15 protein-coding genes and 3 tRNA genes are annotated in these 17,485 nt (G+C 30.8%); 10 read left to right on the top strand and 8 right to left on the bottom strand.

The window, feature by feature from the left end; translation table 11 throughout:
• The first annotated feature begins 333 nt into the window (after positions 1–333).
• The 5 genes from OLM57_RS15200 (at position 334) to OLM57_RS15180 (ending at position 1,967) form a co-directional block, all read left to right on the top strand.
• Positions 334–417, top strand: a tRNA-Ser gene (locus OLM57_RS15200).
• A 78-nt stretch (positions 418–495) separates the two neighbouring features.
• Positions 496–570: transfer RNA gene (locus OLM57_RS15195), tRNA-Pro, on the top strand.
• A gap of 21 nt (positions 571–591) precedes the next feature.
• Positions 592–665: transfer RNA gene (locus OLM57_RS15190), tRNA-Arg, on the top strand.
• Between the two features lie 95 nt (positions 666–760).
• Complete coding sequence (locus OLM57_RS15185; RefSeq protein ID WP_264564537.1) at positions 761–1,414, top strand: M15 family metallopeptidase; 654 nt, start codon at positions 761–763, stop codon at positions 1,412–1,414.
• 373 nt (positions 1,415–1,787) lie between these two features.
• Entirely contained in the window at positions 1,788–1,967 is a 180-nt protein-coding gene (locus OLM57_RS15180) for a hypothetical protein (protein ID WP_264564536.1), read from the top strand.
• 62 nt (positions 1,968–2,029) lie between these two features.
• Here the strand turns inward: OLM57_RS15180 and OLM57_RS15175 are convergent, their stop codons facing one another.
• The 7 genes from OLM57_RS15175 to tsaD form a co-directional block, all read right to left on the bottom strand.
• Positions 2,030–2,596 carry a hypothetical protein gene (locus OLM57_RS15175; protein WP_264564535.1) on the bottom strand — a complete coding sequence of 189 codons (567 nt, stop codon included), beginning with the start codon at positions 2,594–2,596 and terminating at the stop codon, positions 2,030–2,032.
• Between the two features lie 2 nt (positions 2,597–2,598).
• On the bottom strand, positions 2,599–3,780 hold the full coding sequence (locus OLM57_RS15170; protein WP_264564534.1) for a THUMP-like domain-containing protein: 1,182 nt from the start codon (positions 3,778–3,780) through the stop codon (positions 2,599–2,601).
• A gap of 1 nt (position 3,781) precedes the next feature.
• Positions 3,782–4,873, bottom strand: coding sequence for an AI-2E family transporter (locus tag OLM57_RS15165; RefSeq protein WP_264564533.1), 1,092 nt, complete (start codon positions 4,871–4,873; stop codon positions 3,782–3,784).
• 75 nt (positions 4,874–4,948) lie between these two features.
• Positions 4,949–5,902, bottom strand: a complete 954-nt coding sequence (locus tag OLM57_RS15160) for a zinc metalloprotease (RefSeq protein WP_264564532.1) — start codon at positions 5,900–5,902, stop codon at positions 4,949–4,951.
• A gap of 317 nt (positions 5,903–6,219) precedes the next feature.
• Positions 6,220–6,858 carry a DUF4159 domain-containing protein gene (locus OLM57_RS15155; RefSeq protein WP_264564531.1) on the bottom strand — a complete coding sequence of 213 codons (639 nt, stop codon included), beginning with the start codon at positions 6,856–6,858 and terminating at the stop codon, positions 6,220–6,222.
• A 25-nt stretch (positions 6,859–6,883) separates the two neighbouring features.
• Positions 6,884–7,591 (bottom strand): 16S rRNA (uracil(1498)-N(3))-methyltransferase, encoded by a 708-nt coding sequence (locus OLM57_RS15150; RefSeq protein ID WP_264564530.1) that lies wholly within the window; start codon positions 7,589–7,591, stop codon positions 6,884–6,886.
• Positions 7,592–7,593: 2 nt separating this feature from the next.
• Positions 7,594–8,616, bottom strand: a complete 1,023-nt coding sequence (gene tsaD / locus OLM57_RS15145; protein ID WP_264564529.1) for a tRNA (adenosine(37)-N6)-threonylcarbamoyltransferase complex transferase subunit TsaD — start codon at positions 8,614–8,616, stop codon at positions 7,594–7,596.
• Positions 8,617–8,883: 267 nt separating this feature from the next.
• Here tsaD and OLM57_RS15140 point away from each other — a divergent pair, with 267 nt between their 5' ends.
• The 5 genes from OLM57_RS15140 (at position 8,884) to OLM57_RS15120 (ending at position 17,113) form a co-directional block, all read left to right on the top strand.
• Entirely contained in the window at positions 8,884–13,263 is a 4,380-nt protein-coding gene (locus OLM57_RS15140) for a translocation/assembly module TamB domain-containing protein (protein ID WP_264564528.1), read from the top strand.
• Between the two features lie 332 nt (positions 13,264–13,595).
• Complete coding sequence (gene pfkA, locus OLM57_RS15135; RefSeq protein ID WP_264564527.1) at positions 13,596–14,582, top strand: 6-phosphofructokinase; 987 nt, start codon at positions 13,596–13,598, stop codon at positions 14,580–14,582.
• A 79-nt stretch (positions 14,583–14,661) separates the two neighbouring features.
• Positions 14,662–15,666, top strand: a complete 1,005-nt coding sequence (gap, locus tag OLM57_RS15130; protein WP_264564526.1) for a type I glyceraldehyde-3-phosphate dehydrogenase — start codon at positions 14,662–14,664, stop codon at positions 15,664–15,666.
• Between the two features lie 217 nt (positions 15,667–15,883).
• The gene (locus OLM57_RS15125) at positions 15,884–16,735 is read left to right on the top strand and encodes an N-acetylglucosamine kinase (protein ID WP_264564525.1); all 852 of its coding nucleotides are present in this window, start codon (positions 15,884–15,886) and stop codon (positions 16,733–16,735) included.
• A gap of 3 nt (positions 16,736–16,738) precedes the next feature.
• Positions 16,739–17,113, top strand: coding sequence for a methylglyoxal synthase (locus OLM57_RS15120; protein ID WP_264564524.1), 375 nt, complete (start codon positions 16,739–16,741; stop codon positions 17,111–17,113).
• Here OLM57_RS15120 and OLM57_RS15115 read toward each other — a convergent pair.
• Positions 17,094–17,474, bottom strand: a complete 381-nt coding sequence (locus tag OLM57_RS15115; RefSeq protein WP_264564523.1) for a RidA family protein — start codon at positions 17,472–17,474, stop codon at positions 17,094–17,096. The genes OLM57_RS15120 and OLM57_RS15115 overlap by 20 nt on opposite strands.
• Between the last annotated feature and the right edge of the window lie 11 nt (positions 17,475–17,485).

The raw sequence follows: 17,485 nt of genomic DNA, 5'->3' as shown, positions 1-17,485 counted from the left end.
GTATTTTATATTAAAAATTCGACTAAATCGATAATTTTTTAATATTGAATGAGGATTACTTTTTCAGTAATATCGAAATATATTTCAAAGCAAAGTTATTAATCAAATAAAATTTGTTCAACAATTCATTTCGGTTTAAATCTTACTTTACTATTGTTTTTGGATAAAAAGAGCATCTTTGTTATTTTCGGTAGTCGTATCTATATGTTTGATTGTAAGGTCTTTTTAATAAAACAGTAAAAAATATTTAAAAAAAGAACCAAAATAGTTGTGAGAAACGTAAACATGTCTTAAATTTGCAACCGCAAAACAGGACACGTTTCCTGAGGTTTTGGAGAGGTGCCAGAGTGGTAATGGAGCAGTTTGCTAAACTGTCATCGAGTGATCGGTGCCAGGGTTCGAGTCCCTGTCTCTCCGCTTATTTTTTTTATGTTAAGAGTTTTAGCAAAACTTAAATATCGGTTGGTATTTCATAAAATAAATATTTATTGAATTCGGGGTGTAGCGTAGCTCGGTTATCGCGCCTGCTTTGGGAGCAGGAGGCCGCAGGTTCGAATCCTGCCACCCCGACAAATTATATTCAAGAGCAATGGAGGCATAGCTCAGCTGGATAGAGCACCTGCCTTCTAAGCAGGCGGTCGAAGGTTCGAATCCTTCTGCCTTCACTTAAAACGATACTATTTCTAGTATCGTTTTTTTGTTTTAAATACTTTCCTATTTACTTTTTAAATTTTCTTATTTTTATGGAAATTTAATTCTTATGATTTTCCCTTTTAGACCATTGTTATTTTTCTTTTTCCTTTTGCAATTTGTTAATGGTTATTCGCAGAATGATAAAAAGCAGACAAAATCATTACCTCCTCTGAATGATACTACTTTTGTTAATCTAAAAGATTACAGCGACGATTTTGTATATGATATGAAATATGCTACCGTTGATAATTTTTTGAAATCTAAAGTGTACGATTGTGCCGAATGCTATTTGCGATACAAAACTGTAAAAGCGCTTATAGACGCCAACAATAGATTTCAAAAAAAAGGGTTGAAAATTAAAATTTTCGATTGCTACAGACCTTTAGATATTCAAAAACGAATGTGGGAAATTGTTTCAAATCCAAAGTATGTTGCAAATCCTAGCAAAGGTTCGATTCATAATAGAGGAGGAGCTGTAGATATTACTTTAGTCAATTTTGAAGGAAAAGAATTGGATATGGGCACTCCTTTTGACTTTTTTGGAGTTGAAGCAAGTCATGATTATTTTAAATTTTCTCATGAAATAATTGAAAATAGAGAGCTACTTAAAAGAATTATGATCAAAGAAAAATTCAATTCTTTTGATTCGGAATGGTGGCATTATAATTTAAAAGAAGCTTTAAATGATAAAGTTTCCAATTTTAGATGGGAATGTAATTGAATTTTTATTTCCAAAAAATAGGTTTGCTTTTTTTTATTCAATCATTATTAGATCCTTGAGCGTTCAACCTTATTCCATAATTCCTTCCTTTTGTTTTCAAATTATAAATCAATTTGTAAGTTCTTAATAACTTGATTGTTGCGTTTTTTGAAAGAAAATATTTATTTATATTAATTTATTGTGTATTTCATCGATTATTTTGTGTTTTAATTGAATTATATAATTACTTTCGCGCCGCAAATCATTTAAAAACAGTGATTTGTGCTTTTTTAGTAAATTTAAATTTTTGATTCAAATTAATATTAAATCGACATAATTCTAAATATTGATTTGGAATGTAAAATGTCATTTTTATAACACCTTGTGTCTTTGTATGAAAAGAATATTACAAAATAGTTTTTTTAAGTGTATTGGTCCAGAAAATAAATCTGGTATCACGTTCGTAGAAGTAGTGATTGTTGGTTTATTAGTTCCTCTTGTTGTTAGAAATGTAAAAAACTACGTCATTAGTTTAGAGAAAAATGATGATGAAGAAAAAAAATATTTAGCATAAAAAAAATTTTTCAATTGGATTTACTCCTGTTTTGAAAATGTTTTTTTTTTGCATATAATATTTTATTCTATGCAACGTATGTTATCTATAAAATAGTTTTCAGGCTTATAAATTTTTCCATCCAGTTCTGATGTGAATTCTTTTTTGAAAACATAATCTTCAGTATCAGTCAAGTATTTGATTCTCATCAAAGAAACAGGAGATGTTTTTAAATCTTCATAATTATCTTTCATAAACATAAAAATCCCCGATTTGACTCTGTTGTCATATCCTTTATCGTCTCGAATCATTGTACCACAACTTTCCTGATCGATATGTACAAGAGTAACAATTTTTCCATTTTGAAGTTGTAGATATAATTTGGAATCTTTATCAAAGCAATTTGCTTTTATGAAATCTTTGCTTTTTTGAATAAGTTGCACATTTAACGTTGGTATTCCATCTGTTAATGCTAAAGAATAGAAAATGTAATTTGCATTACCTCCAAATATTTTCTCTGTTATTAAATATTCTTTGGTTACTTTATAGGTACCAATAGAATCTGTGACATTGGCTGCATATTCACATGGTTTTTGAGCAAAAAGAACGAAGCTTAAAAAGCTAATAGTTACAGTAAGTACGTATTTCATTATTATTTTATTTTGGTGCAAATTAAAACAATTTTATTATTATTTACATCGGTTGTAAAAAAACAATACAAATTACCTCCTTCTTTAATTTTCCATTTTTTTCTTATGTTTTCAACGCTTTCTGGAAAATTTCTGGTTGTGATATTTGCTTTTTTATTTTCTAGGTAAAGTTTCATTTCGTTTTTATGATACAAAAATGATTTTTCGATTTCAAAAATTCTTCCTGGGAATGTCATATGTTCATCAGAAGTATATAAATGAGAATGCTTATGGAGTTTATTTAAATCATAGAAGAGCGCGACTTCATCAAAACCTCCCGATTTCATTATGGCGCTATTGGGTTCGTATATAAATCTTTGCGGTAAGCTATAAGATGGAGTTTTTGTAACCTTATTTATTTTAAAATCAAAAACTTCTTTTTTCTCTTTTGCAATATTAATAGTTTTAATTGTTATGGTTTCGGTATAGTCTTTTCTTAATTCCCATAATAATTCTTTAACTTCATTTTCAACTGCTACAAGGTGTATTGATTTTATATGTTTTAATTCAGTAATTCCTGCAGAAATATCAAGAATCGGAGCTGTCTTTATTAGTATTGAATTTGTTTTTTTGAAATAAAAATCAAGATTCTCGGGTACATTTGGCAAACAATCTTTGAGCATAAAGACTTTGCCTTTGGTGTCATTTCTCCTTGAAGGATCAATGTAAATCCAATCCCATTTTGTTTTTAAATTGGATAGCGTTTCAAAACTATCTTCTGCATAACAAGTGATATTATTTGCACTTAATTGCTTAAAATTATGCTTTACAATATTTGATAATTCTATATTGATTTCACAATGGATTATATTTTTGACTTTTAACGAAAAAAAGTAATCATCTACACCAAATCCTCCGGTTAAATCTATTAGGTTTTCGCCTGAAACAATTGAAGCCTTATAAATTGCCGTTTTTTCTGAAGAGGTTTGTTCTACAGATATTTTACTTGGATAAATAATATTTTGAGTTGCAAACCAAGTTGGCAATTTGTCTTTGGCTTTTGTTTTTGCGGAAATTTGATTTAAAATAGAAACCCATTCAACAATAGGAAATGGATTCTTTTGAAGTGCCAATTTAGAGATATTCTCACCAATATTTAAATTGATAAATTCCTGTATTTCAGGATTTATTAGGTCAAAATTCAATTTAGATGTTTTTAGTTATGAGTTGAATAAACTTATTTTCAGGAAAAAATTCTTTGCAAATTACTTTTATAATAGTGTACAAAGGAACTGCAATTATCATCCCTAATATTCCAAATAAAAATCCTGCTATTAAGATGACTAGAAATATTTCTAGCGGATGCGAACTAACACTTTTTGAAAATATAACGGGTTGTGATACGTTATTATCAATTACTTGTACGATCCAAAATCCAATTAAAACATATATTGTTGTTGGTATTATTTCAGATTGAAAGTCATTTCCCAAATTGCTTAACATTGTTAATAGTGCTGCTAATATAGAAGCAATTAAGGGGCCTATATATGGAATAATATTTAAAACTGCGCACAAAAAAGCAATTACTAAAATATTTGGGATGCCAAATATAAACAAGACAACAGTATATAAAATAAATACGATAAATAATTGCAGCAGTAAACCAATAAAATACCTAGAAAGTAAGTGGTTGATTTTTTCTAAAGAGTTTAATATTTTTTCTTCGTGGGTATCAGGAATTAATAATTTGGCTCCATTCAAAAACATTTCTCTATCTTTTAGAAAGAAAAAGGTAATGAATAATACAGAACCCAATCCCATTCCAAAATTACTGATTGTTCCTAATATTGAATTTAAAAAGTTGGGCAATATGTTAAAATTTATTTTGGAGCTTAAGTTTGACGAACTCAATATTTTTGAGGAATCAATATGATGGCTTTCCAGGAAAGCTCCTATTTGATTGATAAGTTTTAAGCTATTTTCTTCAATTTTCACGGTATTCAATAGTGATAAATTTTGCCCTTGAGAAATGACTAATGGAATAAACATCATTATAAAACCTGATATTATTAAAATGTAAATTACCAGAGTGGTAATAGTGGCAAAGGTATGTTTAAATTTTAATCTCCTTTTTAGAAAAACCAATATAGGAGTTCCAATTAAGGTTAGAATTAACGAAACCAAAAGGTAAATTAATACAGATTGAATTTGGTATAAAAAAAATAGAATTAAACAAATAATTACAATGGTTGCAATTGCTCTTAATATTCCATTTGCTAAAATTCTTGAAGAAATCATATCTTTAAATTAAGTTATAAAGATAAAAAAACTCGCTAATAAGTAGCGAGTTTTAAATTCTAATGTCAAAAAAAATTACAATCTAAATGATGCTCTTGATCCTCCAGACAAAAATATGGCTGATATTCTGCTTTTTTGTCCTGTGGAGAACATATACATCGCGTTATCATCTGTATAATCCATATAATTCATAGTCATTTCAACAGGAGTTCCTGTACAAGTGCTATAATGCGGATATACTGGAACCCCATAATTAGCGTCATTATGAGTAGGTGTATCAGATACTAAATCACTACCACAATTTGCATCTCCCCAAATGTGTCTTAAATTCATCCAGTGCCCAACTTCATGTGTTGCAGTTCTGCCTAGGTTGTATGGTGCATTTGCAGAGCCAGATAATCCAAAATATTTTGAATCAATTGCAACTCCATCAGTTGCAGAAGAACCTCCAGGGAATTGTGCATAGCCTAATATACCGCCACCAATTGTACAAACCCATAAGTTAAGTTTTGTAGTTGGAGATGTTGGTGCGAGGCCGCCTTTACTTGTTTTTTTCATTGCGTCAGTAGTTCCCCAAGATGTCTTGGTAGTCGATTTTCTAATAACTTGATCCAACACAAATGTAATACCTACATTTGCCTTCACACCAGCAAATAGAGCTGGAACAGAATTAAAATCCGAGTTTAATGCATTGAAATCTTTGTTTAAAACATCAATTTGTGATTGAATCTGAGCAGCTGAAATATTTTCGGCAGTTGTTCTGTATAAAACATTTACAACCACAGGAATTTCTATTTTTCCATTTACTAAGCGTTTTGTTAAAATAGCTTTTTGTGTAAAAGCTTCGATTTCGTTCATTCTGATTGCTAATGTTGGATCTGCTTTTAATTGGGCTTCAAGAACATCTTGTGTTGCACATTTTCGTTGTGTAACTGCATTTGCATTTGTAACATCTGAACCTTCGTTTTGGTCGTTTTGACAAGAAAAAAGCATTGTGAATGCTAACGCTGATAAAATTAATTTTTTCATAGTAATAATAGTTTGTTATAAAAAAGTTTGTTTGGTTAATTATTTTACAATTTTATAACAAAAATGTTAAAACAACAATGTTTTTTAACAGATATTATACTAATTATTCAAAAAGAACGGTTTTATTGACTTGGACAAGAGTAATTTGGGTAATTTTACGTAGTAAAAATCTTATTAACAATTAAATTAAACTTGTTTGTTTGCGTTTCACTTAAAAATAATGTAAGGTAAGGAGTGCTAAATTTTACAAATTAAATGTTTTACTAACATAATTTCTTGAAATAAAGTAAATTATGATTTTTTAAAACTTTTAATAACTAATTAGTGAAGATATAGTTAATGATATTAGCTCCCATCTTTAATGCTTTTTCACGAACATCAATAGGATCATTGTGGACTTCGGGATCTTCCCAACCATCGCCCAAATCGCATTCGAAAGTGTATAACAGCACTAATTTATTTTCAATAAATATTCCAAATGCTTGTGGTCTTTTGCCATCATGTTCATGAATCTTGGGTAATCCATTAGGGAAAGGAAATGGTTTCTGGAAAATTGGGTGAGAGGCGGGAATCTCAACTAAGTCATTGTTTGGGAATATTTTTTTAATTTCTTTTCGAATATATTGATCCATTCCATAGTTATCATCAATATGAAGAAAGCCGCCTGCCAATAAGTAATTTCTAAGGTTTTTTAGATCTTCTTCGCTAAAGACTACATTTCCATGACCTGTCATGTGTACAAAAGGATACGATAGTAAATCTGGACTACTAGGCTCTACAGTTCTTGGCTTAGGGTTTATTTTTGTGTTGATAGTGGCATTGCAATATTTTATTAAATTGGGTAATGAAGTTGGATTTGCATACCAATCTCCACCGCCACTATATTTTACAAGAGCAATTTCCTGAGCAAAACAAGAGAATGAAACTAAAAATAAAAATAAACATACTTTTTTCATCGAAGCGTTTTAGCGTAATTAAAACTTAAATTTCATTTACAAAAACAACACTGTGACAAGCTACAATTGCAGCAGTTTCTGTTCGTAATCTTGTGTTGCCAAGCGATACAGCAATGTAGTTATTTTCTAAGGCCAATACAATTTCCTTTTCAGAAAAATCGCCTTCAGGGCCAATTAGTATAGTGCAATTTTCGTTGGGCTTCAAAATTGATTTCAAGGTTTTTTTATCTGTCTCTTCACAATGAGCGATGAGTTGTAATCCTTCATTTTTAAGTTTTATAAATTCTTTAAAAGATACTGCAGGATTTAATTTTGGAAGATGTAACTGATTGCATTGTTTCATAGCCGACAATATAATTTTATCAAATCTTTCGGCATTAATTACTTTTCTCTCAGAGCGGTCACAAAATACAGGTGTTATTTCATAAATACCAATTTCAGTTGCCTTTTCGAGAAACCATTCAAAGCGATCATTCATTTTTGTGGGTGCAACAGCCAGATGTAATTTGTGTTTTGGAGTTTCTGATTTTTCAACTGAAATAATTTGAACGGTACATTTGCTATCGGATGCTAATGTTATTTCAGTTTTGAATAGAAGTCCCAGTCCATTGGTTACAAATAATATATCGGTATCTTTTTTGCGCAATACCTTAATAATATGTTTGCTTTCTTCTTTGTCAAAAGAAAAGCTTTCGGTAGTTTCAGTAATTGTAGGGTTATAAAATAATTGCATAATTAAAATTGTATTCGTGCTTTTGAAACAACTGTTGATGTTTCGAATTTTTCAGATAAGAATTTTTGATAACCTACAATTCCAATCATTGCAGCATTATCGGTGGTGTATTCAAATTTAGGAATAAATGTTTTCCATCCGTATTTATTTTCAGCTTCTTTTAATGTCTTACGAATACCGGAATTAGCAGAAACTCCACCGCCAATCGCTATTTGATTGATACCTGTTTCCTTTTCCGCCAATTTTAATTTGTCCATCAGTATTTCAATTATAGTATGCTGAATCGAAGCACAAATATCATTTAGATTTTCATTTACAAAATTGGGGTTTTCTATTTTTTTCTTTTGAATAAAATATAAAATTGCCGTTTTTAGACCAGAGAAACTAAAATCCAATCCAGGAACTTTTGGTTTTGTAAACGCAAAAGCTTTAGGGTTCCCAACTTGTGCATGTTTGTCTACCAAAGGGCCACCGGGATAGGGAAGTCCTAATATTTTGGCACTTTTGTCAAAAGCTTCTCCTACAGCATCATCAGTAGTTTCTCCTATAATTTGCATGTCAAAAAAATCATTTACACGAACTATTTGAGTGTGTCCGCCACTTATTGTCAATGCCAAAAAAGGAAATGAAGGTTTGTCAAATCCTTCTTCATCAATAAAATGTGCCAGAATATGGGCATGCATATGGTTTACAGCTATTAACGGAATGTTCAAAGCCAAAGCCAAAGATTTTGCAAAAGAACTTCCAACCAATAATGAACCCATAAGTCCCGGTCCTTGCGTAAATGCAATTGCTGATAATTGTTCTTTTTTGATATTTGCCTTTTTTAATGCTGCATCTATTACAGGAACAATATTTTGCTGGTGTGCTCTAGAAGCAAGTTCAGGAACTACGCCACCATATTGATTGTGAATTAACTGATTGGCAACAACATTAGACAACACATTGTCGTTATGTAAAACAGCGGCAGCAGTATCATCGCAAGAACTTTCGATGGCAAGTATAAAAACCTCGGAATTTTGCATAAATAAGGATGAAATTTTGAACTATATTTGATGTATTACTATAAAAATAGTATTTTTACAGCGATGCCAAAATTAAAGATTTTTTATTTAAGGTATTGTCATTTCCACAGGCAAAATGTTTTTTTTGCAAAAAATTAAAATAGGACACCAATCAAAAAAATTAAAAAAATAGTATTTCGTACACTACTGGGGCTAATATTACTTTTGTTAGTATGTTTCATTGCCCTTACTCTACCAAGTGTGCAAACAAAACTTGCCCAATATTTCATGAAAAGCATCAATGATGATTTTGGTCTTAATATGAATATTGATGAAGTGCAGTTAACTGTTTTTGGTGGTGTAAAATTTAAAAAAGTTTTGATTTTAGACCACCATAATGATACTTTAATTTATACCAAAAGAATAAATACCACAATACTTGGAGCCAAACGATTATTAGACGGAGACTTAATTTTTGGGGATTTGATTATGGACGGAGTAGTTTTTAATCTAAAGACTTACAAAAAAGAGAAGAAAACCAATCTTGATTATTTTATTGACGCTTTTGGTCCTCCAAGCAAAACACCATCAGAAAAACATTTTTTATTAACAGCATCAAAAATTGATTTGTCAAATGGACATTTTATATTAACGGATGAAAATAATGAAACTCCAAAAGCAGTCGATTTTACACGATTGAATATTTCTGTAGCGAATTTTAAAATATATGGACCCGAAGTGTATGCCAATATTCAAAAAATGTCTTTCTTGGATCATAGAGGTTTGTATGTAGAAAACGTAAAAGGACTTTACAGTTTTACACAGCAACATATGAAACTTGAGAAAATGGAGTTAAAAACCAAGGAATCAAGTGTGAAGGGCAATGTAACTTTGAACTATGCAATTGAAGATTTCTCCGATTTTCAAAATAAAGTAGAGTTCGATTTTAAAATAGATAAAGCAACTTTAGCTTCAAATGATATTCGCTGTTTTTATGATGAATTGGCAAAATATCAATATTTTAGAATGAAAGCCCATATTACGGGCCCGTTAAACAATCTAAAATTTTTGGATTTAAGTTTGAAAGACAATAGAAATACCCAATTAGAGGGGTTTATTAATTTTAAAAATCTGTTGGGAGACAAAGATCAAAAATTTTATATGAATGGGAAGTTTGATAAACTGACTACCAATTATGATGATTTGATTCGTATTCTTCCAAATGTTTTGGGTCCGAAATTGCCAATTATACTCAAAAAATTAGGCGATATATCAATAGTTGGGAATTCACAAATTACAACAACTTCAATCCATGCAAACCTTGCAATGACTACTTCATTAGGCCATGTTAAGTCAAATTTTTCTATTAAGGATATGGATCAAAGTGATAAAGCTGCATATGTAGGTTATGTTGTTTTGAATGATTTTAATATTGGTAATTTTTTAGATAACAAAGATTTATCTAAAGTAAGCTTAAATATTGATGTTGACGGAAAAGGATTTTCTGAAAAATATTTGAATACATCTCTAAAAGGAGTCGTTTCAAATATGGATTACAATGGGTATAATTATAAAAATATCAATCTAAACGGGAATTTTAAATTGCCTTTATATAAAGGTACAGTTACTGTAAACGACCCAAATCTAAAAATGAATTTTGATGGCTTGGTCGATTTGAGCCAAAAAGAGAAAAAGTATGATTTTCAAATAAAAATTGACAAAGCGGAGTTGCATAAATTAAAATTTGTAAATGATACTATTTCGCAATTTAAAGGAGACATAATTGTCGATTTACAAGGGAATACTATCGAGGATATTCATGGTAATATTTATGTAAATACGGCAAACTACACCAATTCTAAAGACAATTATGAGTTTGATGATTTTAATATAAATTCTAGTTTTGATGAAAAAAGAATACGAACAATCAAAGTAACTTCGCCTGATATTGCGGATGGAGAAATTGTTGGCAAGTATAAGTTTTCAGAATTAAAAAGTCTTGTTTCAAATTCACTCGGAAGTTTATATACAAATTACAAACCTCTGAAAGTGAATAAAGGCCAGTTTTTAAAATTCAATTTTAATGTATACAGTAAAATTGTTGAAGTTTTTTTTCCTGAAATAAAAATTAGTGAAAACACCATTGTAAGAGGAAACATAAATTCCGATATTAATGAATTTAAATTTAATTTTAATTCGCCAGTAATTACTGCCTCTGATAATACATTTGATAATATCAGGATTTCTATTGATAACAAAAATCCACTTTATAATGCTTACATCGAATTGGACAGTATTAAAACCAAGATGTATAAGATTAGGGATTTTAGTTTAATAAATGTCACTTCAAAAGACACTTTATTCTTCCGTACAGAATTTAAAGGAGGTTCAAAAGGGGAAGATTATTTTAATCTGGATTTATATCATACGATTAATAAAGAAAATAAAAATGTTGTTGGTTTTAGTAAATCGGAAATTAAACTCAAAAACAGTTTGTGGTTTTTGAACGAATTGAACAAGCCAAACAATAGAATTGTATTTGATAAAGAATTGAAAGAATTCAACTTAGAGGATTTTATTTTATCGAATAAAAGGCAGGAAATTTCACTTAATGGACTCTTCAGGGGTAAAGATTATAAAGATTTTAAAGTAAAGTTTAAAGATGTAAATGTTAATGAGTTTACATCTGCTCAAGAGAGTTTTAAAATTTTCGGAAATTTAAATGGGGAAGTAAATTATAAGCAAAACAAGCTTGAATACGAACCAACTGCTTCACTAGTAATTGATAGTCTGAATGTAAATGATTATGATCTGGGTGTTTTAAATTTTAATATAAAAGGAGACAAGGAGTTTAAAAAGTTTCTTGTATACTCAACTATTGAAAATAAAATGTTTGAATCTTTTAGTGCCGATGGTAGTTTTGAGATTGAAAACAAGGATACCAATTTTGATTTAAATTTAAAGTTTGACCAATTTAATTTGGCTACTTTGAGCTCTTTAGGTGGAGATGTAATTTCGAATATACGAGGACTTGTTTCTGGAAATGCAACTATAGGCGGAAGTGTAAAAAAACCTGAAATAAATGGGCGTCTTTATGTGAATGAAGGAGGTTTGACGATTCCGTATCTGAATGTTGATTACGCATTAAACGAGAAAACAATAATTGATCTGACCGGAGAAAAATTTCTTTTTAGAAACACTATATTGACAGATACAAAATACAAATCATCTGGGATCTTGAATGGAGTTGTCGAACACAAGAATTTTTCAGACTGGAAACTCGATTTGACCATAAATTCAAAACGTTTAGTTGCTCTAGATACAAAAGACAGCGAAGACGCAGCTTATTTTGGAACTGCGTTTATTAATGGAACTGCAACTATTAAAGGGCCTGCAGATGGCTTGTTTATAAAAGTTGACGCAAAATCCGAAAAAGGAACAGCAGTCAAAATACCAATAAATAATGCGGAGAGTGTAGGCGAGAATAGTTTTATACATTTTGTAACTCCAAAAGAAAAATACAATCTGGAAAATGGAATTATAGAAAAAACAAAAAATTACAATGGTCTTGAATTAGAATTTGATTTGGAAATCACTCCCAATGCAGAAGTTGAAGTGATTTTGGACAGAAATTCAGGTCACGGTATGAAGGGTAGAGGAAACGGAAATTTATTACTCAAAATTAATACTTTAGGAAAGTTTAATATGTGGGGGGATTTCTTGCCATTTGACGGAACCTATAATTTTAAATATGGCGGATTAATCGATAAAAAGTTTAAAATAAAAAAAGGTGGCTCTATTATTTGGGAAGGAAATCCAATGAAAGCACAATTGAATTTAGAAGCAGTTTATAAAACGGCAGCAAATCCCGCAATATTGATTGCAAATTCGAGTGTAAACAAAAAAGTAGAAGTTGATGTTGTTATTGGTATTCGCGGGGATTTGGCCAGTCCTGAGCCTGATTTTATGATTGAATTTCCAACAATTACAAGTGTATTAAAATCGGAACTTGAAACAGAATTGGCCGATAAAGACATTCGACAAACACAAGCCTTATATTTATTGTCAACAGGTAATTTTTTAAGTCCTGACGGATCAAATCAGGCTGTGGCTTCGAGTTTGTATGAAACAGCAACGAGTATGTTGGGAGATATTGTTCAATCCAAAGATGAAAAATTTGAAATGAATTTTAATATTGTTTCTCCGGATAATAGGCCAAGCACCCAAACCGATGGTCGATTTGAGGCAATAGTTTCATCCAAAGTCAATGAAAGAATAACCATAAATGGTAAAATTGGAGTTCCTTTTGGAGGTGTAAATGAATCTGCTGTTGTGGGAGATATTGATGTTAAGTATAGAATTAATGAAGATGGGACTTTTAATTTTCACGCTTTCAACAAAGAAAATGACATCAATTACGTGGGGCAGGATATTGGTTATACCCAAGGGTTAGGAATTACATACGAAGTCGATTTTGATACTTTTACAGAATTGGTTGATAAGATGTTCAAAGGAAATAAGAAATTAAAAAGTGAAGGCAAAAAAGAAAAAGTGGATAATTCAGATTCTAATTTAAATCCTGATTTTATCAATTTTTCTAAACCCAAAAGCCCAAATACCGACACTCCAAAAGTGAATCAGGACGCAACCCTTCCTGAAGAGGATTAATGATAAAAAAGAAATTATTCTCTTTTATATCTGCTTCTATTTAACTTTAAACTAAATTTATAGAAAATAATTCTGTAATTCTTAATTATACTACAAAACGTATAAGTGTAAAATAGAATATTTCAAAAATAATTTTGACTGCAAATTGGTATTTATTTGTATTTCAAAAGTTAAAATTTTATTTTAAAATCATAAATAAAATTCAAGTCTTTTTGATTCAAAAAAACTTATCAACGAAAACGTTTGAATTTCACTTATTTTATTAAAATGTTAGAAACGTACCCTAAAATGTCCTTGATGTTTGCTAAATTTACACTTTAATACTTAAAAAAATGTCAAAAACAATAAAAAAGATAGGTGTTCTTACTTCTGGAGGAGACTCACCGGGTATGAATGCAGCTATTAGATCGGTTGTACGAACATGTGCTTTTCATAACATAGGATGTGTTGGTATTTATAGAGGATATCAAGGAATGATAGAAGGGGATTTTAAAGAAATGGGGCCCCGAAGTGTAAATAACATTGTGAATAAAGGAGGGACTATTTTAAAATCTGCACGGTCAATGGATTTTAAAACTCCTGAAGGACGAGAAAAAGCACATAAAAATTTAGTTAAAGCAGGAATTGACGCTTTGGTAGTAATAGGTGGTGACGGTTCTTTTACCGGAGCATTATTATTTAATTCAGAATATAACTTTCCGGTAATAGGAATTCCAGGAACAATCGATAATGATATATTTGGTACAAGTCATACCTTAGGTTATGATACGGCTTTGAATACGGTTGTTGAAGTAATTGACAAAATTCGCGATACAGCAAGTTCCCACAATAGATTATTTCTTATTGAGGTTATGGGACGTGATGCAGGACATATTGCATTGAATGCCGGTATTGGTGCTGGTGCTGAAGAAATTCTTATACCAGAAGAAGATTTAGGTTTAGATCGTTTACTTGATTCGTTGAGAAAAAGTAAAGCAGCAGGAAAATCATCCAGTATTGTGGTTATTGCCGAAGGGGATAAAATTGGTAAAACCGTTTTTGAACTTAAGGATTACGTAGAATCTAATTTTCCAGAATACGATGTTCGTGTATCTGTTTTAGGGCACATGCAACGTGGTGGTGCACCGTCATGTTTTGATAGAGTTTTGGCCAGTCGCCTTGGTGTAAAAGCTGTTGAATCTTTATTGGAAGGAAAATCAAATTTTATGGTAGGTTTATTATGTGATAAAATTGAACTGACACCATTAGAACAAGCAATAAAAGGACATACTGAAATAGATCAGGAATTACTTCGTGTTTCAGATATTATGTCTATTTAAAATATAAAAAGAAAATAAAGTTTATTGTGAGGAAATGTAGACTTTATAAAAGTTGAACAATAACAAAAAATTAATTAAAATGTCAAAAGTAAAATTAGGAATAAACGGATTTGGTAGAATTGGAAGAATTGTATTTAGAGAAACTTTCAATAGAGATAACGTAGAAGTAGTTGCAATCAACGATTTATTAGATGTAGATCACTTAGCATACTTATTGAAATATGATTCAGTTCATGGTCGTTTTAACGGAACTGTAGAAGTAAAAGAAGGTAAACTTTTCGTAAACGGAAAAAACATCCGTATCACTGCCGAAAGAAACCCTGCAGATTTAAAATGGAATGAAGTTGATGTTGATGTAGTAGCTGAATGTACAGGTATCTTTACAACTATTGAAACTGCAAATGAGCACATTAAAGGTGGTGCGAAAAAAGTAATTATCTCTGCTCCATCTGCAGATGCTCCAATGTTTGTAATGGGTGTAAACCACGAAACTGCAAAAGCTTCAGATACTGTAGTTTCTAATGCTTCTTGTACTACAAACTGTTTGGCACCTTTGGCTAAAGTTATTCACGATAATTTCGGAATTGTTGAAGCTTTAATGACAACTGTACACGCTACAACTTCAACTCAAATGACAGCTGATGGTCCTTCTAGAAAAGACTGGAGAGGTGGACGTGCAGCAAGCGTAAACATCATTCCATCATCAACAGGTGCAGCAAAAGCTGTAGGGAAAGTTATTCCTGATTTGAATGGAAAATTAACTGGTATGTCTTTCCGTGTTCCTACTGTTGACGTTTCTGTGGTTGATTTGACTGTGAAAGTTGCAAAAGAAACTTCTTATGAGGAAATTATGGCTGTCTTGAAAAAAGCTTCTGAAACTACAATGAAAGGTATTTTAGGATATACTGAAGATGCTGTTGTATCTCAAGATTTTATTTCTGACACAAGAACTTCAATCGTTGATGCTACAGCAGGAATTGGTTTAAATTCAACTTTCTTCAAATTGGTATCTTGGTATGACAATGAATACGGATATTCAAGTAAATTAATTGACTTGGCTGTACATATTACGTCATTAAAATAAAATTAATTTTACAAAATCCCATTAAGTAAAATTAATGGGATTTTATTTTTGTTACTCTTTTGAATAAGTTCAAATTTGAATTGATTTAAATGATGTAAAAAAGGATTAGCCAATAAACCAAATAATATGAAATGAGCATGGGAGTAACTTGGTTTCAAAAAGCCATAAAAGATTTGCAAATTTCATATGACCATTGAAAAATAATAAATAACTACATATGAAATTAATAGTTGATAGTGGTTCTACTAAAGCAGATTGGATTGCGATAGATGAAGACGGAAAAGTAATGTTTACTACACAAACATTAGGATTAAATCCAGAAATTCTTAACGGTGATGAAATTGTTGATAGATTAAATGACCGTTTTGATATATTACAAAATAAAAAAACAGCTACTCATCTTTTCTTTTATGGTGCCGGTTGTGGTACTGACAGAATGAAGAGCATGCTTTCTCAAATATTTCAAGTTTATTTCCCAAATGCAGTAGTTATCGTAGAAGAAGATACTTACGCGGCAGTGTTTGCAACTACTCCAAAAGGAGAAAAAGCAATTGTAAGCATATTAGGTACTGGTTCAAACTGTAGCTATTTTGATGGTAAAGTTCTGGAACAAAAAGTACAATCACTGGGTTACATCGTTATGGATGACTGTAGCGGAAATGTATTTGGAAAAGAATTAATAAGAAAATATTATTTCAATAAAATGCCAAAAGAATTGGCTGAAGTTTTTGAAAAAGAGTATGATTTGAGCCCAGATTATGTAAAAAACAAATTATATAAAGAGCCAAACCCAAATGCCTATTTAGCCACTTTTGCTAAATTTTTGATTCAAAATAAAGAACATGAATTTTGTAGAAAAATAATTTTTAAAGCAATGAAATCTTTCATTAAAAATTATATTAAGCAATTCGAAAATTGTAAAGAAGTACCAGTTCATTTTGTAGGCTCGATTGCTTTTTATTTGAAAGATGAATTGGCCGAAATATTTGAAAAATATGAATTGCAATTGGGTAATGTATTAAGAAGACCTATAGACGGACTTATTGCTTATCATGTTGCCAACAAATAATTTATGGAAATTGCTATAATTGCGCACGACGGTAAAAAAGAGGATATTGTAAAATTTCTAATTAAAAACCGTGAAATTTTGCAACAAGAAAAGATAAAACTCATTGCTACAGGTACTACCGGAGGCAAAGCGGAAGAAGTAGGTTTTAAAACAAAACGTATGCTTTCTGGACCTTTGGGAGGTGATGCACAAATTGCAGGAAGAGTTGCTGAAGGGAAGACACAGATGGTTTTCTTTTTTAAAGATCCACTTTCAAGTCATCCTCATGAAGCAGATGTCAATATGCTAATACGTGTTTGCGATGTTCATAATGTGCCATTGGCAACCAATGAAGCAACGGCACAATTATTATTAAATGCTATAGCACTGCAATCATAGAGATTTCTACATTAACATTTTTTGGCAAGCAAGCCACTTGAACCGTTTCACGAGCTGGAGCGGTTTTTTCATTAAAATAAGATCCATAAACGGTATTGATTCTGCCAAAATCAGCCATGTTCATGATGAATATAGATGTTTTTACTACGTTCTCAAAAGTCATTCCAGCTGCTTCAAGAACAGCTTTCATGTTTTCCATTACTTGTTTGGTTTCAACTTCAATATTATCCAAAACCAATTCCATTGTGGATGGATCTAAAGCAATTTGACCAGAAGTGTATAAAGTATTTCCTTTTAAAACCGCTTGGTTATAAGGACCAATTGGTGCCGGAGCTTTATCGGTGTAAATTATTGTTTTCATAATGAGTATTT

The organism is Flavobacterium sp. N3904 (assembly GCF_025947305.1).
Lineage (GTDB): Bacteria > Bacteroidota > Bacteroidia > Flavobacteriales > Flavobacteriaceae > Flavobacterium.
This window is presented reverse-complemented; position numbering and strand designations above follow the sequence as displayed.